This window comes from Streptomyces sp. SAI-127 (genome assembly GCF_029894425.1).
Taxonomy (GTDB): domain Bacteria; phylum Actinomycetota; class Actinomycetes; order Streptomycetales; family Streptomycetaceae; genus Streptomyces.
Genome location: NZ_JARXYJ010000001.1, coordinates 447759 through 472750, shown reverse-complemented (window position 1 = coordinate 472750; position 24992 = coordinate 447759). Strand labels below are relative to the sequence as shown.

At 67.0% G+C, this 24992-nt stretch carries 21 protein-coding genes and 4 pseudogenes; 13 read left to right on the top strand and 12 right to left on the bottom strand.

Translation table 11 applies throughout. The features are described 5' to 3' along the window. Window positions 1-20: 20 nt before the first annotated feature. The 6 genes from M2157_RS02360 to M2157_RS02335 all read left to right on the top strand — a co-directional run bounded on the left by M2157_RS02360 (window position 21) and on the right by M2157_RS02335 (window position 8449). Window positions 21-1094: a lactonase family protein gene (locus M2157_RS02360; RefSeq protein WP_280864239.1), complete on the top strand. Its 1074-nt coding sequence runs from the start codon at window positions 21-23 to the stop codon at window positions 1092-1094. Window positions 1095-1165: 71 nt separating this feature from the next. Further along, window positions 1166-2698: an alpha-N-arabinofuranosidase gene (locus M2157_RS02355; protein ID WP_280864238.1), complete on the top strand. Its 1533-nt coding sequence runs from the start codon at window positions 1166-1168 to the stop codon at window positions 2696-2698. Window positions 2699-2872: 174 nt separating this feature from the next. Continuing rightward, window positions 2873-3826, top strand: coding sequence for a glycosyl hydrolase (locus tag M2157_RS02350; RefSeq protein WP_280864237.1), 954 nt, complete (start codon window positions 2873-2875; stop codon window positions 3824-3826). Between the two features lie 41 nt (window positions 3827-3867). Next, window positions 3868-4392, top strand: coding sequence for a hypothetical protein (locus M2157_RS02345; RefSeq protein WP_280864236.1), 525 nt, complete (start codon window positions 3868-3870; stop codon window positions 4390-4392). Continuing rightward, complete coding sequence (locus M2157_RS02340; protein ID WP_280864235.1) at window positions 4389-6770, top strand: carbohydrate binding domain-containing protein; 2382 nt, start codon at window positions 4389-4391, stop codon at window positions 6768-6770. Before M2157_RS02345 ends, M2157_RS02340 begins: the two co-directional genes overlap by 4 nt. A gap of 782 nt (window positions 6771-7552) precedes the next feature. After that, complete coding sequence (locus M2157_RS02335) at window positions 7553-8449, top strand: carbon-nitrogen hydrolase family protein (protein ID WP_280864234.1); 897 nt, start codon at window positions 7553-7555, stop codon at window positions 8447-8449. A 419-nt stretch (window positions 8450-8868) separates the two neighbouring features. On the opposite strand, the gene M2157_RS02330 is transcribed toward M2157_RS02335, so the two are convergent. Both M2157_RS02330 and M2157_RS02325 read right to left on the bottom strand, forming a co-directional pair. Then, window positions 8869-9633, bottom strand: coding sequence for a maleylpyruvate isomerase family mycothiol-dependent enzyme (locus M2157_RS02330; RefSeq protein ID WP_280864233.1), 765 nt, complete (start codon window positions 9631-9633; stop codon window positions 8869-8871). A 31-nt stretch (window positions 9634-9664) separates the two neighbouring features. After that, window positions 9665-10279: a helix-turn-helix domain-containing protein gene (locus M2157_RS02325; protein ID WP_280864232.1), complete on the bottom strand. Its 615-nt coding sequence runs from the start codon at window positions 10277-10279 to the stop codon at window positions 9665-9667. Between the two features lie 73 nt (window positions 10280-10352). Here M2157_RS02325 and M2157_RS02320 point away from each other — a divergent pair, with 73 nt between their 5' ends. Further along, on the top strand, window positions 10353-11141 hold the full coding sequence (locus tag M2157_RS02320) for an SDR family oxidoreductase (protein ID WP_280864231.1): 789 nt from the start codon (window positions 10353-10355) through the stop codon (window positions 11139-11141). Here the strand turns inward: M2157_RS02320 and M2157_RS02315 are convergent. Continuing rightward, on the bottom strand, window positions 11116-11703 hold the full coding sequence (locus M2157_RS02315; RefSeq protein WP_280864230.1) for a hypothetical protein: 588 nt from the start codon (window positions 11701-11703) through the stop codon (window positions 11116-11118). The genes M2157_RS02320 and M2157_RS02315 overlap by 26 nt on opposite strands. Window positions 11704-11710: 7 nt before the next feature. Continuing rightward, window positions 11711-12201 (bottom strand): annotated as a pseudogene (locus M2157_RS02310) (ISAzo13 family transposase); the annotation flags it as partial. Between the two features lie 754 nt (window positions 12202-12955). On the opposite strand from M2157_RS02310, the gene M2157_RS02305 reads away from it, so the two are divergent. Both M2157_RS02305 and M2157_RS02300 read left to right on the top strand, forming a co-directional pair. After that, window positions 12956-13705 carry a transposase gene (locus tag M2157_RS02305; protein WP_280864229.1) on the top strand — a complete coding sequence of 250 codons (750 nt, stop codon included), beginning with the start codon at window positions 12956-12958 and terminating at the stop codon, window positions 13703-13705. Between the two features lie 18 nt (window positions 13706-13723). Next, on the top strand, window positions 13724-13843 hold the full coding sequence (locus tag M2157_RS02300; RefSeq protein WP_280868153.1) for a DUF397 domain-containing protein: 120 nt from the start codon (window positions 13724-13726) through the stop codon (window positions 13841-13843). A 109-nt stretch (window positions 13844-13952) separates the two neighbouring features. Here the strand turns inward: M2157_RS02300 and M2157_RS02295 are convergent, their stop codons facing one another. Both M2157_RS02295 and M2157_RS02290 read right to left on the bottom strand, forming a co-directional pair. After that, entirely contained in the window at window positions 13953-14567 is a 615-nt protein-coding gene (locus M2157_RS02295) for a hypothetical protein (RefSeq protein WP_280864228.1), read from the bottom strand. After that, window positions 14564-15085: a polymorphic toxin type 44 domain-containing protein gene (locus M2157_RS02290; RefSeq protein WP_280864227.1), complete on the bottom strand. Its 522-nt coding sequence runs from the start codon at window positions 15083-15085 to the stop codon at window positions 14564-14566. The genes M2157_RS02295 and M2157_RS02290 overlap by 4 nt, the downstream gene beginning before the upstream one ends. An 11-nt stretch (window positions 15086-15096) precedes the next feature. Here M2157_RS02290 and M2157_RS02285 point away from each other — a divergent pair. After that, window positions 15097-15306: pseudogene (locus M2157_RS02285) on the top strand (transposase family protein); the annotation flags it as partial. 213 nt (window positions 15307-15519) lie between these two features. Then, window positions 15520-18060: a tetratricopeptide repeat protein gene (locus M2157_RS02280; protein WP_280864226.1), complete on the top strand. Its 2541-nt coding sequence runs from the start codon at window positions 15520-15522 to the stop codon at window positions 18058-18060. Here M2157_RS02280 and M2157_RS02275 read toward each other — a convergent pair. Together M2157_RS02275 and M2157_RS02270 are read right to left on the bottom strand one after the other, a co-directional pair. Further along, window positions 18054-18551: an NUDIX domain-containing protein gene (locus tag M2157_RS02275; RefSeq protein WP_280864225.1), complete on the bottom strand. Its 498-nt coding sequence runs from the start codon at window positions 18549-18551 to the stop codon at window positions 18054-18056. The genes M2157_RS02280 and M2157_RS02275 overlap by 7 nt on opposite strands. After that, window positions 18551-19267, bottom strand: a complete 717-nt coding sequence (locus M2157_RS02270; RefSeq protein ID WP_280864224.1) for a hypothetical protein — start codon at window positions 19265-19267, stop codon at window positions 18551-18553. The genes M2157_RS02275 and M2157_RS02270 overlap by 1 nt, the downstream gene beginning before the upstream one ends. A 240-nt stretch (window positions 19268-19507) precedes the next feature. Between M2157_RS02270 and M2157_RS02265 the strand changes: the two genes are divergently transcribed. Then, window positions 19508-19636 carry a hypothetical protein gene (locus M2157_RS02265; protein WP_280864223.1) on the top strand — a complete coding sequence of 43 codons (129 nt, stop codon included), beginning with the start codon at window positions 19508-19510 and terminating at the stop codon, window positions 19634-19636. Between the two features lie 34 nt (window positions 19637-19670). Here M2157_RS02265 and M2157_RS02260 read toward each other — a convergent pair whose 3' ends face one another. Genes M2157_RS02260 through M2157_RS02250 form a run of 3 tightly spaced genes read right to left on the bottom strand, consistent with a single transcriptional unit; the run spans window position 19671 to window position 23681 of the window. Continuing rightward, the gene (locus tag M2157_RS02260) at window positions 19671-20516 is read right to left on the bottom strand and encodes a hypothetical protein (protein WP_280864222.1); all 846 of its coding nucleotides are present in this window, start codon (window positions 20514-20516) and stop codon (window positions 19671-19673) included. A 39-nt stretch (window positions 20517-20555) separates the two neighbouring features. Further along, window positions 20556-23300 carry a putative PEP-binding protein gene (locus M2157_RS02255; protein WP_280864221.1) on the bottom strand — a complete coding sequence of 915 codons (2745 nt, stop codon included), beginning with the start codon at window positions 23298-23300 and terminating at the stop codon, window positions 20556-20558. A gap of 54 nt (window positions 23301-23354) precedes the next feature. After that, window positions 23355-23681 carry a nucleoside triphosphate pyrophosphohydrolase gene (locus tag M2157_RS02250; protein ID WP_280864220.1) on the bottom strand — a complete coding sequence of 109 codons (327 nt, stop codon included), beginning with the start codon at window positions 23679-23681 and terminating at the stop codon, window positions 23355-23357. 443 nt (window positions 23682-24124) lie between these two features. Here M2157_RS02250 and M2157_RS02245 point away from each other — a divergent pair. Further along, window positions 24125-24869 (top strand): annotated as a pseudogene (locus M2157_RS02245) (transposase family protein). 27 nt (window positions 24870-24896) lie between these two features. Here M2157_RS02245 and M2157_RS02240 read toward each other — a convergent pair. Beyond that, window positions 24897-24992 (bottom strand): annotated as a pseudogene (locus M2157_RS02240) (hypothetical protein); the annotation flags it as partial.

The window sequence follows — 24992 nt, the reverse complement described above, 5'->3', positions numbered from 1 at the left end:
CGAACTTCCCAGGACCACCCATGCGCACAAGCCCCCTCACCGGCGCGATCCCCGTCCTCACCGGCTCGTACACCACGGACTCCGGCGGCGACGGCCCCGGCATCGCCGCCCTCCTGCTCGATCCCGCGACCGGCCGCCTGGCCTACGACGACGAGGTGAAGCCGCTGCCCGTCAGCGGGGCCTCCTTCCTGGCGGCGCACCCGTCACTCGGCGTCGTCTACAGCACGAACGAGACCGAGACGGGAACCGTCAGCGCCGTCGCCCGCGCCGGCGACGGCACCCTGTCCCCGCTGGGCGACCCGGCGAGCAGCGGCGGGGCGAACCCGTGCCACCTCAACGTCCATCCGAGTGGGGAGTGGCTGCTGACCGCGAACTACGGCAGCGACATCGCGCCCGGGACCGTCGCGGTGCACCGGCTGGGCGCGGACGGACGCCTGCTGGAGCCGACCGACCTCGTCGTCCACCAGGGATCGGGACCGGTCACCGGACGGCAGGAGGGCAGCCACGCCCACCAGGTCCTCGTCGACCCCGCGGGCCGTTTCGTGCTGGCCACCGACCTGGGAGCGGACGCCGTCCTCACCTACCGGCTCGACACCGTCACCGGAACCCTGGAGCGGGCAGCGGTGAACCCGATGCGCAACGGGTCCGGCCCCCGCCACCTAGCCTTCGCGCCCGGCGGCGACCTGGTGTTCAGCGCCGACGAACTGTCCTCGACCGTCACCTGCCACCGCTACGACGCCACGCACGGCACGCTGACGGCTCTCTCCTCCGCTCCCGCCACGACAGCGAAAGACGTCGTCAACCAGCCCGGCGGAATCGTCGCGTCGCCCTGCGGACGCTTCGTGTGGGTGACCAACCGCGGCGCGGACACCATCGCCGCGTTCCGCCTCGCCGGCACCGCCCTGGAACCGCTCGGCGAGGTTCCCGCCGGCGGCACGTGGCCCCGCGGCCTCGCTCTGGTGGACGGTCATCTGCTCGTCGCCAACCAGCACAGCGGCACGCTCGCCACCCTGCGCGTCCTGCAGGACGGAACCCTCGCCCAGCTCCACCCGCCGATCTCCGCGCCCTCGGTGGTCTGCGCCCTGGCGCTCTGACCGCCCTCCCTTCCCTGTTTCCTCCCCTCCACATCCGAAATGACGTCCGAAGTGACGTCCGAAAGGCAGTCATGTCCGAGCCCGGCACCACCACCCCGGCCGCCCGCTTCACCCTCGACTCGGCCTTCGCGGTCGGCAGCGTGAACCCCCGTCTGTACGGATCGTTCGTCGAGCACATGGGCCGCTGTGTCTACACAGGCATCTACGAGCCCGGGCACCCAGCCGCCGACGCGGACGGCCTGCGCCAGGACGTCCTGGAACTGGTCCGTGAGCTCGGTGTGACCACCGTCCGCTACCCCGGCGGCAACTTCGTCTCCGGCTACCGCTGGGAGGACAGCGTCGGCCCGCGCGGGGAGCGGCCCACCCGGCTGGACCTGGCCTGGAAGTCCACCGAGACCAACGAGTTCGGCCTGGGCGAGTTCATGGACTTCTGCGGCAAGACCGGCATGGAGCCCATGATGGCCGTCAACCTCGGCACCCGCGGCGTCGAGGACGCCGTACGGCTGCTGGAGTACTCCAACCACCCCGGCGGCACCGAGCTGTCCGACCGCCGCGCCGCCCACGGCGACAAGGAACCGTACGACATCCGCATGTGGTGCCTGGGCAACGAGATGGACGGCCCCTGGCAGACCGGGCACAAGACACCCGAGGAGTACGGCCGCCTCGCCGCCGAGACCGCCCGTGCCATGCGGCAGGTCGACCCCGGTCTGGAACTGGTCGCATGCGGCAGCTCCAGCTCCTCCATGCCGACGTTCGCCTCCTGGGAGTCGACCGTCCTCCAGGCCACTTACGACCTCGTGGACTACGTCTCCCTGCACGCCTACTACGAGGAGATCGACGGCGACCGGGACTCCTTCCTGGCCTCCGCCGTCGACATGGAGCACTTCATCGAGTCGGTCGTCGCCACCTGCGACCACGTGCGGGCCCGCCTCAAGGCGAAGAAGCACATCAACCTCTCCTTCGACGAGTGGAACGTCTGGTATCAGAAGCGGCCCAACCCGCATGCGGTGGAGGAGTGGCAGCAGGCGCCGCGCCTGCTGGAGGACGTCTACACCGTCACCGACGCCGTGGTCTTCGGTTCGCTGCTCATCGCGCTGCTGCGGCACGCCGACCGGGTCACCTCGGCCTCCCTCGCGCAGCTCGTCAACGTCATCGCGCCGATCATGACCGAGCCGGGCGGCCCGGCATGGCGGCAGACCACGTTCTTCCCCTTCGCCCAGGCGTCGGCGTACGGACGCGGCAGGGTGCTGCGCGTCGAGGTGGACAGCCCGACGTACCCCACCGCCCGCTTCGGTCACGTACCGCTGTTGCACGCCACCGCGGTGACCGACGACGAGACCGGCGACATCACTGTCTTCGCGGTCAACCGCAGCCAGACCGACGCGCTGCCGCTGGAGATCGACCTGCGCGGGGTCGACGCCCGCACCGTGGCCGAACACCTGGTCCTGGCCGACAGCGACCCGGAGGCCACCAACACCGCGGACCGGCCCGACCGTGTCACCCCGCACGCCGCCACCGGCACGACGCTCACCGAGGGCGTCCTGCACGCCGAACTCGAACCGCTCTCCTGGAACATGATCCGCCTGACACGCCGGCAGAACTGACGACATCGACGTACTGACCGCCCACGGGCCCATGCCACCGCCGGCGTCAACGCCGCCGACGCCGGCGCACGGGTCTGCCGGCCGCGGACCGGGCCATCCGGATCACCACGCGCCCCGGACCTCGCACGAGCTCCGCCTTCGGGATACCACCGCACTCACGCCCGGGAAGAACCCATGACAACCGTTGCCCGACCTCTGTTCCGAGACCCCGTGCACGACGGCGCGGCCGACCCCACCGTCATCTGGAACCGGCACGCCGACGAGTGGTGGATGTTCTACACGAGCCGCCGCGCCGACGCGCCACCGATGGACGACGTGAGCTGGGTGCATGGGACCGACATCGGGATCGCGTCCTCCTCGGACGGCGGAGCCACCTGGCTGTACCGGGGAATCACCCAAGGGCTGGACATCGAGCCCGGGCGGCACACCTACTGGGCCCCCGAGATCGTCGACGACGGCACCCAATACCACATGTTCGTCAGCGTGATCCGTGGTGTTCCGACCCAGTGGGCGGGCCACGGACGCACAATCCGTCACTACACGAGCCACGACCTCTTCTCGTGGACCTACCGTTCCACCCTGCCGCTCTCGTCCGAGACGGTGATCGACGCCTGCGTCCTGCGGCTCCCCACCGGCGGCTACCGCATGTGGTACAAGGACGAGGCCGATCACGCCCACACCTACGCCGCGGACAGCGACGACCTGGTCCGGTGGACCGTCCGAGGACCTGCCGTCGAGTGCTCGGAGCACGAAGGCCCGAACGTCTTCGAGTTCGGCGGCAATTACTGGATGCTCGTCGACGAATGGCACGGCCTGCGGGTTCTTCACTCGCGGGATCTGGAGACCTGGGAACCGCGAGGACTCGTTCTCGATCGGCCGGGGCAGGGCCCGGACGACGCGTCCTATGGATACCACGCCGATGTCGTCACCAGTGAACTCGGCGCCTTCGTCTTCTATTTCACGCATCCCGGGCGATCCGACGAGGGTGCTGCGCACCACAGCACCCACCACGACCGCAGAAGCTCGATCCAGGTCGCCCGCCTGCGGGTGAACGGAGACACCCTCGTGTGCGACCGCGACGAAGCCCTTGAGGCCCCCATCCTGCCTCTCGAAGGGCCGATCCGGTGACGCGGGAGTCGTTCACCCCCAACTGGCCCCGTCTCACAAGGATGATCCCGTTCGTCGCCGCGCTCCTCCTCGTCACCGCATGCCGTGCCGAAGCACCGGCCGGCTCCGGCTCCGGCTTGGGTGTGACCCTGCTCGACGGGGACCGGATCTCCGTCTCGGGCCCGACCGTCGTCTCGGCCATTCCCATCGACGACCAGGGCGATGTCGACGCGGCGGCCGCGCGGAGCCAGATCCCCTCGCTCAAGAGCGTGTCGCTGCAGTATCCCGATGTCCGGGTTCTCATCACCGACGCGGACGGCCGCACGACCGACGCCGCGCTGCAGAACTTCGCGGCGAACTGGGCGATCCTGCCCACACTCGTGGTCGCCGCCGACTCGGCTTCCGCCGCCACCCAGCTGTCCAGTGACGGACAGCTCCACACACTCCTGATCGGCGCCGACGGACACGTGGTCGCCGATTGGACGAACCGCCCTGCCCCCACACAGGCGATCGTCGCTGCGCTCCGCAAGGGGGCGGTGAGTCCCACCACCCATTCCGACAACGTCGTACGGAAAGAAGCGCCATGAGACACCCCACAGAGACAAGACGTGCCTTCGCAGTCGCCGTCGTCACGCTGCTGATGGCCTGCGCCGCCGTCGTGCTGACACCGGCCGAGCGGGCTCACGCGGCGGGCTCGACCTACTACGTGGACTGCTCGGCGGCATCCAACGGGACCGGCACCTCCGGCTCGCCATGGAACTCGACGGCAGGCCCGAACGCGACGACCTTCGCCCCGGGGGACCAACTCCTCTTCAAGCGGGGCACGACCTGCTCCGGACTCCTGCACCCGCTGGGCTCGGGCAGCGCGGCAGGCGGGTCTATCACCATGAGCGCCTACGGCACCGGCGCCCTGCCGATCATCGCCGGGGGCGGCGGCACGGACGCGATCTACCTCTACAACCAGGAGTACTGGGAGATCTCCGACCTGGGGGTGACGAACACCGGCGCGGTGAAGGGCGCGAACGAGCGACGCGGTGTCTACGTGGTCCTCGAGAACTACGGGACGGGGCACCACTACAAGGTCAGCAACCTCACCATCCATGATGTGAACGGAACCCAGTCGAAGGCCGTCGACGGCAGCTCCGGCATCCAGTTCTCCGTCATCGGGACCACGACGCCCAGCGCCTTCGACGACATCGTCATCGACGGCAACACGGTGTCCAACGTCGCCCGCAGCGGTATCAACATGGGCAGCCTGTGGGGATGCCGGCCGTCCATCGGCTGCAACAACCCGGTCTGGACCCCCTGGACCGACGTCGTCGTCCAGAACAACACCGTCCACGACACGGACGGCGACGGCATCGTCGTGCAGAACTCGCAAGGCGCCGTCATGCAGCACAACGTCGTCTACAACGCCGCGAAGGGAAACACGGCGAACGCGGGCATCTGGGCCTGGGACTCCGACAACACCGTGATCCAGTACAACGAGGCGTACGGAACCCAGAAGAACTCCGGAAACTCCGACGGCCAGGGCTTCGACGTCGACTACGGGCAGGACGGCACCGTCGTCCAGTACAACTACAGCCATGACAACGCGGGAGGGTTCATCCTCTTCTGCGGCTGCGGCGGGGGGTCACACCTCGCCAGCAACGCGGTGGTCCGCTACAACGTCAGCGAGGACGACCGGCTGCGCGCCATCACCATGGACGGGTCGCAGGACTCCAAGTTCTACAACAACACCATCTACCTCCCGTCCGGATCCACCGCGAACGTCCTCGAGGTCACGGGCGCCTGGAACGACCTCACGCTCGCCAACAACCTCATCTACAACCTGGGCAGTGGCGGCTACGTCTACACGTCCGGCCAGCCTGCCTCGAACTTCGCCTGGCGGAACAACCTCTTCTACGGCAACCACCCGGCCGGTGAGCCCTCCGACCCAGGAAAGATCACGGCGGATCCGCTGCTGAACTCGCCAGGCACCGGTGGCACCGGCATCGGCAGTGTGACGGGCTACCAGCTCACCGCCTCCTCCCCGGCCATCGGCGCGGGAGTCGTCATCCCCGACAACGGCGGCCAGGACTACTGGGGATCGACCGTTCCCTCGGTCTGCGCGCCCGACATCGGCGCCGACCAGTACAGCTCGCCGAACGACGCGACCTGCCTGGCGAACGAGAACCTCGGCTTCGAGAAGGGGACGACCACCGGGTGGAGCAAGTGGAACTCCGCCTCGGTGGTGAACACGACCTCCCACACCGGAACCTGGGCGGCCAAGATCTCGTCGTCGCCCGCCTCCCTCGAACAGTCCGTCCCCGTCGCGCCCCGGACGTCGTACCGCGTCTCGGGCTGGGTGAAGTCGGATGTCGCCGGTGAGGTCATGAACGTCGGCGTCAAGAACACCGGCGGTCTGGAAACGGTGGCGAGTTCCAGCGGCACCTCGTGGACGTTCGTCTCCGCGGACTTCACCACCGGGGCGACGAACAACACCGTACGGCTGTACTGCTACAAGAGTTCGGGCACGGGGAACGGCTACTGCGACGACATGGCCGTCACGCCCGTCAGGAACTACGCGATCAACGGCAACCTCGAGTCCGGCCACACCGTGCCCTGGCGCAACGGCGACTTCTCGCTCACGAGCACGGCGGCCAACGGCAACGCCGCCGCGCTGACGAACGCGTCCCTGAGCGGAGGCACCCTGTTCCAGATCATCACCGGCCTCACACCGAACACCACGTACAGGCTGACCGGTTCCCTTGCGAGCCAGACCGCCGGCACCACGACGGCACTGGAGGCCAAGCTCTACAACGGCACGGCTGTCACGAGCGCTTCGACCACATCGAGCACCTACTCGAAGCAGTCGACGACCTTCACCACGGGCGCAGGCGTGACCTCTGCTCGTATCTACTGCCATCTCGTCTCCGGAAGCGGTGACGGCTACTGCGACGAAGTCACCCTGACCCAGCAGTGACCGACATTTCCTTTCCGGCGACGACCACAACCGCGAGCGGTGACTCAAGGAGGTGCGCGCCGAGGGCCCCCTGCCGGTGACGGGGGCCAAGGACAATTGGTGAGCGTGGGCGTGTCGGACTGGCCACGGGCAAAGCCCGTGGGGGACGCCCACGCTCTCTCCATGTCGAAACAGGCGGAAGATGAGAGCGCCACGAGCGCGATACCGAAGGCGACGGGCCGGGAGCCACTACGCGACCGCCGTTCTTGCCGCCGACGAAGGCGACTGTGCCGGGTGGGGCGAAGCTGCGGTCCAGGCGGGTCAGGGGGCGGTTTCTGGGGCGGTTTCCGGCGGCGTCCGGGATGAAGTCGTAGCGGACGGGGCGGTCGATGATGTCGACCGCCCCGAGTGAGCGGACCAGTTCGCCTGCGTGGGGTCCGCAGACGCTATGTTGAACTGAGGTGTTTCTAGTCGGCCGTTCGAGGTGCCCTGGACGTGTTGAAGGATGTTGACGGAGCCTACGGGTGACGGCATGATGACCGACTGCGTGGCCTACGCCGAACCTCCCGCGACCGTCCCCAGCACGGTCTCCTGTCGGAGGCAAAGGGACCAGCGTCTCAGGTCGTTGTTGCAGCCCGATCGCCTCGTGCGAGGTTGCTGGGGAGCCGTCGCTCAAGGCGTGGAAGGCCGCGATGACAGCCCGTAGGAACTTCAAGCGCCAGGTGCGTGCCCGCGCCGCCAAGACCGGCGAGTCCTACACGTCCGCCCTGCGGCACTTCCTTCCGACTCCATCAGGAGACGTCATGTCGGAAGCAAGCAATCTCAAAAGCGTGCGGCTCGCCGTAGCGCAGTCCGCCGTACGCGAAGACCCCCGAGACGTAGAAGCGCTGCGCGAAAGCGGGCGTGAGGTCCGTGCCCTGATGCGCCAGGCCAGCGCTCAGGGAGCGAGGATCGTGCACTTTCCGGAAGGCGCGATCTGCTTTCCCAGCAAGTTCGTCATGTCCGTCGACGGCCCGGACGCGGTCGGCCCGGCGGACTGGGATCGGTGCCAGTGGCCGGTGCTCCAATCGGAGTTGGCTGCGATCGCCGAGCTGGCGCGCGAGTTGCGGTTGTGGACGGTGATCGCATCGGTGCACCGCTTGAGCGGCCCGAACCGTCCGCACAACAGCCTCTATGTCATCTCCGACGGCGGCGAGGTCGTCACGCGTTATGACGAGCGACTGCTGTCGAAGACGAAGGTCTCGTACATGTATACGCCGGGCGTCTCACCGGTGACCTTCGAGGTTGACGGTGTGCGCCTCGGCTGTCTGCTCGGCATGGAGATCCACTACCCGGAGTTGTTCGCAGAGTACGAGAGGCTGGATGTCGGCTGCGTCCTGTTCTCCACCAGCGGCACCCCGGGGAACACCGCTGCCCAAGCCCAGGGTCACGCCGCGGTCAACAGCTACTGGGTCAGTTTGTCGGTGCCCTCACAGCACAGCGCACCGTCCGGAATTGTCGCTCCCAACGGCGACTGGCTCGCGCGGTGCCGCGCGGACGGTTCGCCATCGGTGGCGGTCGTGAGCCTCGACGACAGTTCCGAGGCCGCTGCCGGCGCGGTGACCTACGGGCGTCCCTGGCGTCGTGAGGCACGATCGGGCATCTACACGGAGCATCAGGTGAGCGACCCGCGCAGCGAAGACCGGACAGCGGCCTTCTAGCTCAGACACAGAATCCGAGGGGTTCGCGCGCACGGGATGGCTCCGGGCGCCGCGAACACCTCGGTTTCAGTCTGGTCCGCATATTGGTGAAACAGCTGACGAGCGGAAGGCGCCTGGTGTGGCGGCTTGCACCTGGCCGCTGCTTGAGCCGGGGCGCCTGCGCCGGGACCGTGCGGACTAGCGACATACGATCGGCCAGTTGATGGCGCAGGTGAACGTTCTCCACCGCGGATTGGTGCAGAGCGTCCACTCGTGCCTCGACGTCGGCCTTGAGATTGTGTCGACTTCCGGCTTGGCCGCCCGTCCGGAGCGAAGACAGTGTGCTCGAAGACGAGGCACCCCGGCCGGAACTCGCCGCCGCCAGAAGTGGTGGACGGGCGGGCCGGGGCTGTCTGGGAGGCGCGCTCCCTTTGCCCCGGTCAGATGACGTTGACGGTGTCGAGGAAGCGGGCGGCGAGTTCGGTGTCGCCGGTGACCCTCACGTTGTCGCGCCAGGACGACCGTTGCGTGCCCCAGTCGGGGAAGGCCAGCGCGGAGGCGGTGATGTGCGCCGCGACCGTGCCGTCGGACGGAGCCAGGCCGCCTGCCTCATCGAACCACCAGGTCCCGCCGCCAGGGCCGGTGAGCGTCAGCGCGACGTGGGCGTCGAGCCCGGCGACCGGCGCCTTGGCGACCTGATTGCTCAGTACGGCGATCATCCACGTCACGACCGCGCGCATCCTGTCCGCATCGGTGGCCGGCACGGGCCGGCCGAGCGCGGGGGCCATGTCGTGGCGCAGGTGCGTGTGGTGGTCGAAGACGAGTGCGCCGCCGATCATCAGACCCAAGGGGTAGCGGCCGAGTTCGGCCATCGGTGCCCGTACTCGGGCGGCCGGTGTGCGTCTGACGACGTCGAGGAGCCTGGTGGCTCGCCGGCCGGCGCGCTGGTACTCGGCCAGCACCTTGGCACGGCTCCAGTCCCGCCGTCGGTCGACGGGGTCTTCGTTCGCCCGTTCGAGGCTGGCGGCGAAGCTCGTGCGCAGCCCGGCGGGTGTGTAGAAGCTGCGCGCCATCGCACCGATGTGGGCGACGACATCGGCGATGCGCCATCCGGCCGCGGCGCTGGGCGCGGTCCACTCGTCGTCGGTGAGGGTGCTGGTGAAGTTCAGCATCTCGGTGCGTTCGGCGCGCAGGGCGGCGGCCATGTTCGGCAGGTCGGCGGGGGCAGGCGCTTGCTCATGTAGTTGTCTTCTCTGGTGGTGAGGCGGGGCGGCGGATGGCCTGTACGGCGGCGTCGTAGAGGTCGTAGGTGTCGGCCTGTCCGCCCAGGCGCATCCACTCCTCTGTCGCTGCCTGGAGGCAGGTGATTGCCGCGGCCGCAATCGCGCGCGCCTGCAGAGGGCGGTGTTCGGAGTCGGGGAGTCTCGGCTCGATCAGCGGTGCGAACAGGTCCTGCCAGCGGGCCTGCTTCTCGGCGTGGCCGGCGCGCAGGGATTCATTGCCGAACAGCAGCGTGATCATCTCGAGCCGGCGCTCGGCTGTGAGGTCTATCTCCTCGAGCACCTGGAACGCCGCACGCAGCGACGTCCACGGGTCCTCGTCGGCCGGGCGCTCGGCGAGCCGCGCGGCGATCAATTCCCCTTGCTCGGACAGGCCGTTGAGCGCGAGGTCCTCCTTGCTGCGGAAGTAGTTGAACAGGGTCCGTTTGGAGACACCCGCCGCGGCGGCGATCTCGTCGAGGGTCGTGTCGTCGTACCCCTTGGCGGCGAACAGCTCGAGGGCGGTTTTGGCGAGGAGCGCGCGAACCACCGAGCGGGTCTGCTCACGAAGGGGTGCCGGTTTCTGAGTCATGCACCGATGGTACATCGCTTCTCTGAATGCAATCACTTGCACTCGGTGCAAGCATGTGCCTAGAGTGCAGGGCATGAGCAAAATCGACTATCGCCGCCAGACCGTCATCGTCACTGGAGCCAGCTCCGGGCTCGGCGCGGAATTCGCACGCCAACTGGCTCGTCGCGGCGCGGATCTCGTACTCGTCGCCCGCCGCGCGGACCGGCTCAAGGACCTGGCCGACGAACTCACCCGCGCCCACGGCGTCACGGTGCATGTCGTCGCCCGCGACCTGGGCCAGCCCGATGCCGGCCGCATGCTGCGCGCCGAACTCGAATCCCGTGGCATCCACGCCACCGGACTGGTCAACAACGCCGGCTTCGGCAGCCACAACGCCCTCACCGAAGAGGACCCGGACCGCCTGCAGAGCATGATCGCGCTGAACGTCAGCGCGCTGGTCGACCTCAGTCGCGCCTACATCGGCCCGCTGAAATCCGCCGACACCGGCATCCTGATCAACGTCGCCAGCCTGCTGGGCTTCCAGCCGACCCCGTACCTGGGCGTCTACGGCGCCACCAAGGCCTTTGTCCTCAGCTTCACCGAATCGCTGTGGGAGGAAAACCGTGGAACCGGCCTGCGCGTCCTCGCCGTGTGCCCCGGCGCCACGAAGACCGAGTTCTATGACGCCGCCGGCAGCGAGACGGCCGACTACGGCGCGAAGCGAGTCACCCCCGAACACGTCGTCAGGATGGCCCTCGACACGCTCGACCGCCGCTCCGCGCCCCCGTCGGTGATCACCAACGGCCGCCCGATCGCCCTCGCCGGCAAGATCCTGCCGCGCCGCCTGATCGTCCGGTTCATGGGCCGCATGGCCCGCCCCTAAGGGCTTGCAGATCATTAAACGTCGTCTTGATCTCGTTGCGGGGTTCGCTGGTTTGCGCGAGAACCGAGCTTTGAGGGCGGCGAGGACGATGGGTGGCGTCGTCGCGGGTGGGATGGTGATGCCGTGTGCCTCGAGGAGTTTCCTGTTCTTCGGGGGGTGCGGTGCATCGCGGTCCGGCTGCTGCCGAACAGCACGGCGAGAGGTTCCGCGGCCAGGGCGAGTCGCAGATGGAGTACGGTCGCCAGGACCTGTTCGGGGAAGGCGAGCCGGGGCGGACGGCCGCGCCCCATATCGCCGTCCAGGGCCAAAGTCCCTGTGAGTGCATGCGGTTGTTGCCGGGACATGCCGCTTCAGGGCTGGATCGGACAGCAGTGCCTAGGTCCCACTGCGGGGCCGGAGCCTGCGGAGCCCGGGCCGTCGGGGCGGCCGGACGGGGCTGCGGGTGCAGGGCATGGTTCCAGTCGCCGTGGAAGACGTGCCTGGTCAGCGGCAGTGCCGCCATCTCTGCGTCACCGATACGGACTCCGGTGGGATAGGTGTTGGTGTCGAGGGCGGCGCTCACACGAAGTCCGGTGCGGGTGGTGGCTGCCCTCGATGGTCTTGGCGTTGGGCCGGCAGGCTGAACCCCTCCTCCCGCAGCAGGCCGGCGACGGTGTCGGCGCTGACACGGTGCCCGGCCCGGGTCAGCTCGCGCGGCAGCGTGCGGGTGGACTTCACCGTCCGCCGCAGCGGCGACATCGGATCACCCCGCACATCCGGCTCAACCAGCGCCAACAGTGCCGGCCGCAGCCCCGGATCCAGATCCGCGACCCTCCGACGGCCCCCGCCCGGACGCCGCACCCGCCCCAGAGGCTCCTCACCGGCCTCGAGTTCGAACACGCCCTTGCGGACCGTCGTCTCGCTGACCGCAGCGGCCTGTGCCATGGCTCGGACACCGCCGTGCCCCCAGGCCCCGGGCCTCCGCAGCCATCAACAGCCGTCGCTCCCGCTCGTCCAGATGCGGGAGCAACACCGCGAACTTCACGGCGAGTTGGTGACGAGTTTCATCCGGGATGGGCATACCACACCAACGAGCCTCAGAACGGGAAGCATCACCTTGACCCTCTGCAAGCCCTCAGCACCGCGAAGTCAGCGGGACTGCCGGACCATTTCGCGTAGAACAGAGGACCGAGGATGGAGGCGATCACAGCAGACCGTACAGGCGGAATGAACGACGATGTGCACATCTGCCAGGTCCAGGCGGCCACGCTGGTGCCGTAGATGATCCCGATCGAACGGTTATTCCATATCTTGACGAGACCGAACGCCCGGAGGCGCACTCGAGGCCGACTCGAAAAAGGTTTGGGCTCCGAACTCTGGCGGCGACCATCCCGTCGCCGAGCAGCCTCTCCAGTTCCACAAGGCGTTTCGCTAGGGCATCATGGATCCGAGTGTTGCGAATTTCGTAAGATGACAACCTTATGACAGACACTAAGCCCGCGATCGAGGCTCCGCAGGGGATTCTCTGACTGACCCCCAAACTGGTCGCCGCAGGCAGTAGAGCCAGAAGCTTGAAACGTATGTCGACCATTTGCCGCCATGCTTCGACGGCCGTCTTGTAGTCGAGTTCCGGCAGTCTTGGGAGCTCTTGCATTGCGCTCGATCCGTCGGTCACTCGTCCTTCTCTCTCTCCAAGGGATTGCGCGGCGGGAAAATCACTGAGCTGTTTCAGAGTGGCCACTGATCGGGTGACACCGGCGGTCACGCAACGCACGAGGCTCCCGTGCCGTTGGGGGAGGTGTTCGAAGTCTCAACCCACAGGCACAGGAGCCGCGTTGGTTCCGTATTCTGCCGCACTCGACCTGCCTCATGCCCTGGTCGAGTGGGTCACGATGCTTATCGTCACCCGCGAGGGTGACCGCCGCTGCAAGCTCCCGCCGCACCAGCGTGCCCTGGTCGGTTTGGTGTACCTGCGTCGGCACGACACCCTCGCCCAGCCCGCTGCCGGGTTCGGCATCTCCGTCGGCACCGCGCACGCCTACGTGGCAGCCGTCGTCGACCTGCTGGCCGACCGCGCGCCCTGCCTGCTGCGTGCCCTGCGTGAGGCCGATCCGGACTACGTCCTGTTGGATGGCACACTTGCGGAGTGCGACCGGGTCGGCGACAGCCGGGCCGACTTCTCTCACAAGCACCGCCGGCACGGGGTGAACGTGCAGGTGGTGACCGACCCTGCCGGGCGGCTGCTGTGGATCTCGCCCGCACTGCCCGGCCGTGCGCACGACCTCACTGCGGCCCGCACCCACAGGATCATCCGGATTTGTGAGCGCCAGGGCGTGCCGGTTCTCGCTGACCGTGCCTATATGGGAGCCGGCCCGTGGGTGACGACGGCCCTCAGACGCCCGCCGGGCCGTGACCTCACACCCACGCAACAGACCGTCAACCGCGCGCTGTCCGCAGCACGGGCACCGGTCGAGCGTGGCGTCGCGCGGCTGAAGTCATGGCGGAATTTCCGCAGGGCCCGGTGCAGCCCGAATCGAATGACGTCAATCGCCGCCGCCGTCCTCACCCTGGAGCGGCAACGCTGAAGACATCACTGCGTCGAGATCGCCGACAACATCCCCGGACTCGTCCCCGTCCGCGACTCCAAGACCCCCACCGGCCCCACCCTCCTCCTCCCCGCCACCGCCTGGACCCCCTTCATCCCCGCCCTCAAGTCCAGCTGAAGAACATCGGCGCGGTAGCCGAAACCTGTGACGATCACCGCAGGCGCGACGAGGAGCGGGACGACCGACGGTCCCGCTCCCGCCACACCGCGGTGGTCCGCCCTGCGTGCTACAAGGAGCCGAGAACCCCGTCGACCCGCGCGTCCGCTGAACGGACGTTCCGCAGGAAGTCCCCTTCGGAGATTTTCGGAAGGTCGCCCGCGAGATGGGACATCGACATCTTGAACAGGGCTTTCCCGTACTGCGCCCAGTAGTACCACTCGGTGCACCCGGTCGCCGGAGCTCCGTCCAGGCAGATCACCTGGGTTCTGTCGGCGTTCAGCCCTTCGGGGGCGTCGACGAACTTCGGCTTCCACGGCCACGTCTTGGCGTAGTACTTGTCGGGAGACTGCTGCCCGAAGACCTCCTTCGCCCGCCCCGTGTCCCCGTAGAAGCCGACGTACTGCCCGAGGGTGCACCCCTCGGACGTGGAGCCGAGTTCCGTACGCCACCAGCGCGTCGCGTGATACAGCCGGGCGTCGCCCCCGGACCCCGCCCCGTCCTTCACGTCGACGTACGAGCCGCCGCACTCGCCATCCGTGAGCCCGGCCGTGGGCAGGATCATGGCGCTCAGATCGATGTCGGGCTCCGGGATGGACTCCGGGTCGTCGCAGCCCGAAAGAACGCCGAGCAGCACGGCGATCAGGCCGGCAGGGACGCTGCGGTTCCGGAACGTTGTTCTCACGGGATCACCTTGTATTCCCAGCTGTCGTCGGATCCTGCGGAAGCGGCCTGCCATCCGGGAATGGCGTCCACGATCGCTCGGTGGAGGTCCATTTCCGTGATGTCCGGACCGAGCCGGTCGTAAAGATCCATTCCCACGGTGATCGATATGTCGTCACCGCCCCCTTCGTCTGTCGCTCCGAACGCTGCGCCGGTCCCGTGCGATCCCACGATCAGTTCGCCTCGGCCGAACCCGGCAGCTCGTCCTGCGTAGCCGAAGTGGATGTTCGACCAGACATCGTAGAGGAGCTTTCCTCCCGGGCCGTTGGCCAGAATCTCCGTTCGGAAGTCCGAGGACTCCAGGGCGAACCTCTGCTGGAGTTGCCGCTTGTGGTCCCATTCGCCACCACTCATCGTGAGGTATCCGAATTGGGCCAGAGCCGCCGAATGACCGGCCGCTTCCTCGAAGTTGCCGAGGTATTCACCTACGATTCCACGGAGCAGAGCGTCGATGCGGCCACCCGTGTCCCCCATGGCCATGCGCCAGCTCGTGGGTGACGAAAGCCCTCAGACGTCCGCCGGGCCGTGACCTCACGCCCACCCAACAGGCCGTCAACCGTGCGCTGTCCTCAGCCCGGGCACCGGTCGAGCGCGGCATCGCGCGGCTGAAGGCATGGCGGCTCTTCCACAGAGATCCGTGCAGCCCGAATCGAATGACGTCAATCGCCGCCGCCGTTCTCACCCTGGAGCGGCAACGCTGAAAAGGCTCACTGAGCAGGCGTGGAAGTGGACGAAGATCTTCCAGGAGACTCCCGCCACGCCGCGTTCTGCTTCCCTGATGGGCAGGGTGTCGAGAGCGATCGAGTTCGCCTTCCCGTCCGATGGGCGAGTTGTTGCTGGAGTGCCGACGGCGGCGCGGTTGGCAGGCTGCTTCGCTCTGCCCAGATCCGTCGTGGTGTGACACCATGAACGTCATGTCGATCCAGGATGCTGGCCAAGTATCGGACATCGTACCGGAGTTGAAGCGAATACGAGACCGTGTGCCGGTCCGCCTGGACGTGGACCCTCTGCCAGTCATTCCTCATTTCGAGAAGCTGGCCTTGATTATTCTGGACCGACCGCCGACACGACAAGGTGAATTGGTTCGCAATGTTCTACTGGAAATTCTGCCGGAACTGACGGAGCTGGACCGGAAGGCGCTCCGCGCTGAGTTCGGGTTGGACAGCGATATCCGGTTCCTTCGCTCAGTGGAACGCAGAACGCGAGCGGCCGACGTGTACGGCTACTCCTTGAGCCACTTCCGTCAGCGAGGGCTGGAGGAGAGGCTCCTCACGCAAATTGCGGCCGCAATCGTCGACCTCGCCCGAAGCCGCCTTGCGGCGGGACCACAGATGCTGAACGGGAAGGCCGGAATCCTAGATCAGGACATGCCCACGGACAGCCCTAAGCGTCAAGGGACCGCGCATCAGAGCCCGAGCCGCTCAGATCCCGTTCCCAGGCAACTGCCCACGACGATCGGTGACTTCGTGGGTCGGGACGACGCCATCACCCAGCTGGACCGCATGCTGGGTCGAGACACGAACCCAGCATCGAGGGCGGTGATCATTTCTGCCATCGACGGTACTGCCGGAGCGGGCAAGACAACCCTGGCCGTGCACTGGGCCCACCGAGTACGCGAGCGTTTCCCCGATGGGGACCTCTTCATCAACCTGCGCGGTTACGATTTCTCCGCCCCGGTCACCGCGGCCGAGGCTCTGGATTACTTCTTGCGCGCCCTGGGAGTCTCACCGAAGAAGATCCCCGATGGAGTCGACGAGAAGGCAGGGCTCTTCCGGACGTTGCTGCACGACAAACGTATGCTCGTCGTGCTGGACAACGCGGCGACTCCTGATCAAGTCCGGCCCCTGCTGCCCGCGTCCGCGAACTGCCTCGTCCTGGTGACGAGCCGAAGTCGACTGTCCGGATTGACCACGACGCATTCGGCTCGCCGTATCACTCTCGACCTGCTTTCCGAATTGGAATCGGTGGAGTTGCTGCGCGAGATGACGGCTAGAAACGGGCCCGATGACGAGATTCAGTTCATGGAGATGTCACGGCTGTGTTCTTATCTCCCGTTGGCTCTGCGCATCGCAGGGGAACGGGCGGTCACGCACCCACGTCGGTCACTAGCGTCCCTGGTGGCGGAATTGGAGGACGAGACCGGCCGGCTCGACGAGTTGAGCCTCGACGACGAATCCACTGCAGTAAGGTCGGTCTTCTCCTGGTCGTACAAGAGCCTCAAGGACACCGATGCTCGGATGTTCAGACTGCTGGGGGTACAGGCCGGCGCTGACATCACCATGCCCGCCGCGGCTGCGCTGGCCGGACTGCCCCCGCATGCCGCACGCGCCAGCCTGGCATCGCTGGTCCGCGACCATCTCGTCGAGGAAGGGGAAGCGGGCCGCTACGGCTTCCATGACCTGCTGCGTTCCTACGCCAAAGAACGTGCTGAGCAGCAGGAGGAGCCCGCGGAACTCCGTTCCGGAGTCGAACGCCTGGCCACCTGGTATTTGCACGCGGCGGAATCCGCGAACCGAATGATCATGCCGCAGCGACAGTCGTTCCCATTGCACCCGTTGGAGGAGCCGGCGGAGGTCCCAGTGTTAGCCGACTACGCGAGGGCCATGGCATGGTGCGAGAGCGAGCGCTCCAATCTGACGCGGGTCGTGGTGCAGGCGGATGAGCACGGCCTGCATGTGCCGGCCTGGCAACTTGCGGTTGTGCTACGCGGGTTCTTCAACATCCGCAAGCACTGGACAGACTGGACCACCACCCACGAGGTGGCGCTCACTGCCGCCCGTGCCGCAGGGGACCCGTACGGCGAAGGCCGCGTGCTCAACGGGCTTGGGACGGTCTGCAAGCAACTGGGCCGGTTCGAGGAGGCCGTCGCCTTCCATCAGGAAGCGCTGATGAATCGCGTTGCGATCGGCGACACCGTGGGCCAGGCTTCAGCCCTGGATAGCCTGGGCAACGCCCAGCGTGAGACCGGTTGCTTCGATCTGGCCATCGAGTCCTATCGAAAGTCCCTGGACCTGCGCCGAGAGATATCCGATCGGCACGGTCAAGCATGGTGCTTGAACAACCTTGGCGAGGCATATCAGTCCCTGGGCGAACACGCGCACGCCATTGGCTACCTCACAGACGCGTTGCTGCTGCGCAGGGAAGTGCAGGATCACTGGGGAGAAGGCCGGACGCTGCACAATCTGGGTGTGTCGCACTCTAAGTCGGCACAGGTACAGCAGGGCATGGAATATCTTGCCCAAGCGCTCGCGATCCGACGGGGGCTCGAGGACCGGTGGGGTATCGCGTGTACCTTGCACCAGCTGGCACAAACCCAACTCGACTTGGGTCATGTGGAGGCGGCCCGGACTGCCTGGGCCGAGGCCCTCACGCTGTTTAACGAGCTCAACGACCCTCAGGCGGATGAGGTGCGTGAGGCCCTCATGGGCGTCCGCGCCCCGTGGTCAGGTCACTGAGGCACTCTGCGATCAGCAGGGCGGATGTATGTATCCCCACCGGGGCCGTGCGGAGTTGTCCTGCGTCGCACCAGCTCGATTGACTCCAGAATCGCCGCACGAGCGTTGGGAATGAGGTCGACATGCCGCACGTCCGACAGATCGACCCAGTTGCTCTCCACGATGCAATCACCCTCGCTCTGCAGACTGATGTCGGTGGTCAGAGCCGAGCAACGACGCGAGACGGCGACGACCGTGAGGACCTCCGCACGCGTATTCAGCGTCCAAGACCAGATCGCAAGGGGTTCGTGGGCCTCGATCTCGAGCCCCACCTCCTCCCTGACCTCCCGTTTGATGTGCTCGTCGAGTGATTCGCCGCTTTCGAGCCGCCCCCCGGGGATCTCCCACTTCAGCGGCTGGTAGGGATCTCCGGCGCCCTTACGGATCAGCAAAATTTTGCCCGCCTCGATGATCACAGCCTTCTGTGCGAACTGAACCTTCGTCTCGGCCATCAGCGCTGGTCCCATCGATCGGGTGGTTGGTCAACCGGGTGTCCGTGTCCACTGCGCCGGGGCTCCGCTCCTGCTATCACCGCGCTGAGCCGGCTCCGGCCTCGTTCGACCACGTCGAGCCGGGGGAAGGCCATCCAGTCCGCGAGTTCGGGGACGCCCAGCAATTCGGCGGTCTTCGTCCGCAGATAGTGCCGGGGCAGCTTCTTCGGGGTCGGCACATACCCGATGCCGCCGTTGGCGCGCTCGACCATGATGTACGGCAGGGGGTCCTGGGCGTAGTGGTCGATGAGGTGCTGCCAGTCACGCAGCGGCACGAGACGATGATCCTGGCTGACAGCCGCGGGCAGGTCGACCGCAGACGCCACCAGGTGCAGATGCGCGTGGTAGCAGTGGTCCTCGCCCTCTCCCTCCGGTAGGCAGGCTCCGCTTCGGCCGTGCTCGAAGAAGAACGAGGCTCCATACACGCCACGTTGAGCGGTCGCGATCGTCCGGCGGAGTTCTTCCAGCTCGTCCCCCCACGCGGTCGGCGCCGCCGCGATGCAGGACACATGAACGCGGGTCACGACTAGGACATACCCCTCCGCCAGAGGGCCCAGGCCAGCGATGGCGACGAAGTTCGCCGTCTCCAGGATCACCCGGCCCTCGTAGTCCTTCGTACAGAACTGGCACGTAGCGATGCTCCCGCAGTGCGGAGGAGCGAGGTTCGGTCCGGACACCCGTCCTCCTGGGGTGGTGTGCGCTCGACGCATCGGGCCTGGACGGTCGTACGAGTCGGCGACATTCAGCGGAGAGTAACCCATGGAGTCCGCAAAGTGCAGAGGACAAGTTTCATGGAGGTGCCCGGGGTTGGGGCATATCCCGGGCACGGCTGGTCACGGCATGGGCAGGCCCTGGGCAGCCCTGTTCCTTTTCCTGACTTGGCGGGCGTAGGCCCGCCAAGTCCTTGGAGGGGAGACATGGTCGACACAGTTCTCGCGCTGTCCAGCGTTCTTCTGACGGCGGCGCAGATCATCCTGGACTACAGTCGCCAGCGCGCACAGGACCGGGACCGGGAGGAGGGCGATGCCGACGAGACCGGCCGGTGACGACCGTGTCGATATCGCTCCGGTTCCCGATCCGTCACCGGGCACTGCTCTCGATTTCCGTGTCCCAGTCGATGACCGTGAGCCGCCCGTCACTGACCTTGAAGCAGAGGCAGGCTTCCTGGGCGCCTATTTCACGCAGGCACTGGGCAAGGCGCCCGATGGCCTCTCTGCGCTCATGCAGTTCTCGGGCGACAGCCCTGAAATCGCCCCGCCACGGCCCGTCGTCAGGAACACCCTCGGGGGACGTGACACGCCGGTAGGCGGATGGCACATGTATCACCTGCACGTCGAACGTGCAGGTGGGACGTGTACGTACGGCCCGTATATACGGACGGTCGAAGTCCGGCAGCGTCACGCTCTCGATGAGCCGTGGGCTGGCGTACCACACCATCTCTAGCACCTGCTCCCCATCCGGTCCGGGTACCGTGAGCCGACCGCCGAGGTTGAAGCCGCTCGTGTCCACCGAGGAATCGCAGCACCACAGTTCGTGCCTGAGTCCCTCGTTCTGCTCCCGGATCCGGGCAAACGCGGCCGGGACCTCCTCGACGTCGGAGACGCGGCAGTTCGCGAGCTGCGCTCCTCTGTGCCACGGGACTACCTTGATCACGACCATGTGGTCCCGCCCTCTCCCCGCCAGCCGGTCCGTGGTCCACTGCACCGCTTCGTCGACCTGGGACAGGTCGAACCGCTTGACCTGCTCCTCGATCGTCTTCAGGGACTCGAGGCCCGTGCGTGCCAGCACCAGATATTTCAGCCACTTCAGCGGTTCGGCCGCTAACTCCTCTTCCCGCAGCAGCGGTTGCTGTCCGGCAAGGCCGTTCGCAGCACTCGGCAGCCGCAGTGCGGCAAACCGTTCCCGGACATCTAGCGCGAGCACCATCGTCGTCCTCCCGTTCGTCCCGGCCTGCCACGCAGAGCCTCACGGACGGCCGCTGTCGCCGCCTGTCCGCAGCGACGCTTCCCGACCGTGTACAGGGCCCAGACGGCCAGCTATCAGGCGTGCACTCGGCACGGCGGGGGATGGGCAGCTGACGTAGTCGATCCGCAATCGGGCGGAGAACTCCAGGATGTCCGGCCGGCTGCCCTGCTCACCACAGATGCCCACGGTCATTCCCGGTTTGACCGCGCGCGCCTCGGCCAGGGCCACTGACATCAATCGACCCACGCCCTGGGCGTCGAATTCCTGGAAGGGTGTTGCCGACATCTGCCGGTAGGCCGGATGCGCCAGGAAGGTCGATTCGGCCAATTCTCGGGAGCTCGCCCAGGTCGCCTGAGCCAGGTCGTTGGTACCGAAGGACAAGAAGTCGCATTCACGGGCCAGTTCACCGGCCACGAGGGCGGCACGCGGAGTTTCCACCATGGATCCGAAACGATGGCGTACCCCGGACTGCGCCACAGAGAGCTCGGTGGCGACCTCGTTCACCATGGTTCGGATGACGCGGAGTTCCTCAGGCGCGCTCACCATGGGCACCAGCACGCCGAGATTCACCTCATTCGACGCCTCGCTCGCCCGCAACGCGGCAATGAAGAGGGCCTTGACCTGCATCGCGGCCAGTTCGGGCGCCGTCAGGCACAGGCGTGCACCACGCAGTCCCAGCGACGAGTCCGCTAGGTGGGCCCTTCTGGAGGCAGCCCTGATCTGGGTTTCCGTCAGAAGTGACCCCATCCTCTCCCTCAGGACCTCCTCCTGCGGCAGGAATTCCGACAGCGGCGCGTCAAGCAGCCGGACGACCACTGTCCGTCCGTCCGCGGACCTCAGCAGGGCGGTGAGTTCGTCCGCCAATAGTTGCCTCAGCGCGTCCAGACATTCCTTGTAGCGCACATATGATGGGCTCCGGACCGAGTTGCGGATCGTCTCCTCGTACGATGCCACTGCCCCGGTGCTGCGTCCCCAGCGGTTCAGTTGAGCGCGGGCAACGGCTTCCTCTCGGGACAACTCACTCGTGGCCAGGGTAAGCACGAGGGTTTCCTGGAGCAGCGCGTGGAGGCTCGGCCTGACCATCAAGTGCTCCAGTCGGCAGAGCCCGATGCCTCTGGCGCCGTGCCCGAAGGCTGTGGCGGCCTCGTCGGCAGTGTCCGCGTTGGCGTAGATCCGGACCTGAGCCCGGTCGTCGCAGTGTTGCAGCAGCGTGGCGACCGGGCCGTGCGTTTCGACTGTCGGCGAAACCGTGACACGGCGGCCCTTGTACAGGACGCCTTTGTCGCCGTCGACGCTCAACCAGCCTCCGACGGCGACCTTTTCTCCCCCTAGGAAGCACACGTCTCGTTCCTGCGGCACTCGCAGGGAGGACACGCCCATGACACAAGGCTTGCCGGCACCGCGCGCTATGACCGCGACATGAGACGTCAGGCCGCCGGTTCCATATACGAGTCCGGTTGCCTGGAGTACGTTCGGCATGTGTTCGGGCAGTGGTGACTCCGCGACGAAGATTGCGGGCAGATTCTGCCGGAGGGCCTGTGCCACATGAGCGGAGTCGAGACAAACCACGCCCGTGCACACTCCCGCCGCCCCGGCGGTTCCGGCGGCCAGGGGCTGCCCGGACAAGGCGTCGGGCTGGGAGTTGGCAAAGTACGGATGGAACAACCGCCTCATTCGGGCGGGTTCCATGCGATCCAGAAGGGCCAGCCAGTCGGCGCTGCCTACTGTGGCCGCGTTCGCAGCCGTGACCAACGCGTCCGTGGTCAGGTCAAGAACGGTGCGGCCGCAGAGCAGAACCGCACCGGAGACCACCACACCCTCCAGCTGCTCGGCTTGCCCCGGACCACAGGAGTCGCCGGTGCTGGCGCGCGACCACAGATCCCGGGCTTGCACGGCGAGGTCCGGATGGGACCTCTCCAGCTCCCGCGCGTCGAGCACTTCCTCCGCACCACCGCCCAGGAGATCGTCGAGACTGCTGCCGGGAGCGTACGCGCAGTGAAAGGTGGGAGTGCCGGTGCGCGGGTCGCAGGAATGCACCGCGATGCTTCCCCAGAAGCCAGGGGTGTTGAGGTCGACAACGTGACGGACGGCTAACGACACGGCTCGCTGCTCCTCTGCTCCCGTTCGAGTCGGGGCGCCGCTCAGCCGCTCGAGGGTCACGGCGAGTTGATCGACGGGAAGACCGGGAAATCGTGTGCCCGTGCTCTTCTCGTACAGGTCGAGAAAGCGGTATGTGAGTCGTCCCAGTGCGGTTGCGGACAGATATCGGTCGCGTGTGACCCCAGCGTCGGACAACGCTTTCAACTCGGTTTTCACGAAGATCTGCTGGGGAACCTCGCAAACCTGGACCGCGAATTGCTCCACGAAGCGCTTTAGATACAACGCTCCGTCCGTACCGCGCTGTTCGCCCCCCGTCAGTAATACGTGGATCGGGCCGAGCAGCCGCGTGTCGTGCATCGGACCGGCGCCTGGCAAAGATGTAAGGCAGCTGACAGTGGCCCGGACGGTCGGCGGCTGACCCTCCGCCATGCCCGGGGCGAGCACGTGCATCACCTCAGGGATACGCCTCAACGCCTCGGACAGGTCGCCCACTGTGCGGGCACCGTTCGGATCGGGCGAAAGCTCGATCCCAAAACCCGGCACGGTTGGCAAGCCACGGTGGGCCAGGGCGTCGAGGGACCAGTGGGTGCGCGCTGTTCCGGCCGGGTCGGGCTCGCCCCAAGCGCGTATCCGTAGACTACTCATCACGGCCTCCCCGTGTGCTAGGGCTTGGCTACGTCGGGGCGCCGCGTGGCAGTGTCAACCGGCCGTCTCGTTGCGCAGCCAGACCAGGCGGCTGTCGAAGGACCCGCGTTCTGCCGCCTTCGCTGTGCGCACCGACTCGACAACGTGCCAGTCCGCCCCCAGATCCCCGCTGAGGGCACGGAGGACCTCAAGGACGTCGGCAAGTTCCTCCAGCGCCTGTTGACTGTTCTCGGCCGCGAGGAATTCGTCGACTTCCTCGCGAAGCTTGTCCCGCAGACGCGCGCTGTACTCAGCGGGACCGGCGGTGTACAGGACAGGCTGTGCACCGGATGCGCGGATGATCTCGGGGATTCCGTCCCGGACCAGCTTTCCTTCGGCCATGTCTTCCGCGCACCGATCCGTTCGATCCTTCCAGGCCCCCGGCCGTAACCTGCCTGACGTGGCCTCGCTCTGAAGAACGTCACGTAGCCCCCGCGCGTCGTTTTCCTCCGAGCAAACCCCCACGTTGCTATGCCCCGTTCTCCTCCGCTCAATCCATTCGATGTCCGGTTCGCCGGGACCTCGACGTTGCTCTCACCTTCGCCCGCCGTCTCGTTACAGGCGGGGCCAACTTGGCGCAACCCGCGGACGTACAGGTCCCCCCGATCCTCCGGCCGTCGCGGTCGCTGAGTCCGGAGAAGGCGCCCGAGTCGTACAGCCATACCTCGGCGTCGCACGTCCGATCAGTGTGAAGCGTGCAAGGGTCTCGCTCACTTGTTCGGTGCGGCGCCAGACGTCGGCACTGGGAGGGCTCCGCGATCCCAGGGACGGAGGACGGCCCAGCCATGCTGGACGTCCTCCGCGAGCTCGTCGAGCATGTTGCCTGGCTGCTGCACGAGCACCGTCGCACACGCAAGACTCGTTGGCGCAGGCTCGGTTGCTTCGAGCAGGCTCTTCTCGCCCTGGTCCACTTGCGTAAGAACGAGACGTTCTCCCAGCTCGGCGCCGGTTTCGGCATATCCGAGAGCGCTGCCTGGCGCTACGTCGACGAGACCCGGGACGTCCTGGCCTCCCGGGCTCCCGGCCTGCACGAAGCCCTCACCGGCCTCGGTGAGGGCGACCACGTCATCGTTGACGGAACGCTGATTCCCACCGACCGAGTCCACGCGGATGAGCCGCACTACTCGCAGAAGCACAAGAAACACGGCATGAACGTCCAGGTCATCGCTGCAACTGACGGCACACCGCCCCTGGTTCTCCCGCCCCACCCCGGGCCGCACCCACGACCTGACCTCCGCCCGTGCCCACGGCATCGTCCAGGCATGCCCGACCCGACACATCCTGGTCCTGGCGGACCGCGCCTACCAGGGCGCCGGCACCGCCGTCCGCACCCCCTACTACCACCACAGCGAACAGCCTGAGCACTACCAGCAGTTCAACCGCGACCACGCCCGCCTACGAGCCCCCGGCGAACGCGCCTTCGCCCGGCTCAAGTCCTGGCGCATCATGCGCAGAGCGCGCTGCTCGCCCCGACCTATCAGCCGCATCGTCCAAGCCATTCACATCCTGCTGACCTGCGACTATTCATGATGAAAGAGGCTCACTGAGACCCCGCCCCTTCAGCAGTCGGCCGACGGTCGGAGCGGAGACCGGATGCCCTTGTCTCGTCAGCTCCACGGCGAAGTTGCGCAGGGACTTGGTGGTCCAGCGCAA

Coding starts and splice junctions, on each gene's coding strand:
- M2157_RS02250 (WP_280864220.1), bottom strand. CDS start 23,681: ATGGCCGAAGGAAAGCTGGTCCGGGACGGAATCCCCGAGATCATCCGC.
- M2157_RS02265 (WP_280864223.1), top strand. CDS start 19,508: ATGGTCGACACAGTTCTCGCGCTGTCCAGCGTTCTTCTGACGGCGGCG.
- M2157_RS02330 (WP_280864233.1), bottom strand. CDS start 9,633: ATGGCCGCCGCCCTGCGCGCCGAACGCACCGAGATGCTGAACTTCACC.
- M2157_RS02345 (WP_280864236.1), top strand. CDS start 3,868: ATGATCCCGTTCGTCGCCGCGCTCCTCCTCGTCACCGCATGCCGTGCC.
- M2157_RS02350 (WP_280864237.1), top strand. CDS start 2,873: ATGACAACCGTTGCCCGACCTCTGTTCCGAGACCCCGTGCACGACGGC.
- M2157_RS02255 (WP_280864221.1), bottom strand. CDS start 23,300: ATGAGTAGTCTACGGATACGCGCTTGGGGCGAGCCCGACCCGGCCGGA.
- M2157_RS02335 (WP_280864234.1), top strand. CDS start 7,553: ATGTCGGAAGCAAGCAATCTCAAAAGCGTGCGGCTCGCCGTAGCGCAG.
- M2157_RS02290 (WP_280864227.1), bottom strand. CDS start 15,085: ATGGCCATGGGGGACACGGGTGGCCGCATCGACGCTCTGCTCCGTGGA.
- M2157_RS02340 (WP_280864235.1), top strand. CDS start 4,389: ATGAGACACCCCACAGAGACAAGACGTGCCTTCGCAGTCGCCGTCGTC.
- M2157_RS02275 (WP_280864225.1), bottom strand. CDS start 18,551: ATGGCCGAGACGAAGGTTCAGTTCGCACAGAAGGCTGTGATCATCGAG.
- M2157_RS02260 (WP_280864222.1), bottom strand. CDS start 20,516: ATGGTGCTCGCGCTAGATGTCCGGGAACGGTTTGCCGCACTGCGGCTG.
- M2157_RS02355 (WP_280864238.1), top strand. CDS start 1,166: ATGTCCGAGCCCGGCACCACCACCCCGGCCGCCCGCTTCACCCTCGAC.
- M2157_RS02325 (WP_280864232.1), bottom strand. CDS start 10,279: ATGACTCAGAAACCGGCACCCCTTCGTGAGCAGACCCGCTCGGTGGTT.
- M2157_RS02320 (WP_280864231.1), top strand. CDS start 10,353: ATGAGCAAAATCGACTATCGCCGCCAGACCGTCATCGTCACTGGAGCC.
- M2157_RS02280 (WP_280864226.1), top strand. CDS start 15,520: ATGTCGATCCAGGATGCTGGCCAAGTATCGGACATCGTACCGGAGTTG.
- M2157_RS02360 (WP_280864239.1), top strand. CDS start 21: ATGCGCACAAGCCCCCTCACCGGCGCGATCCCCGTCCTCACCGGCTCG.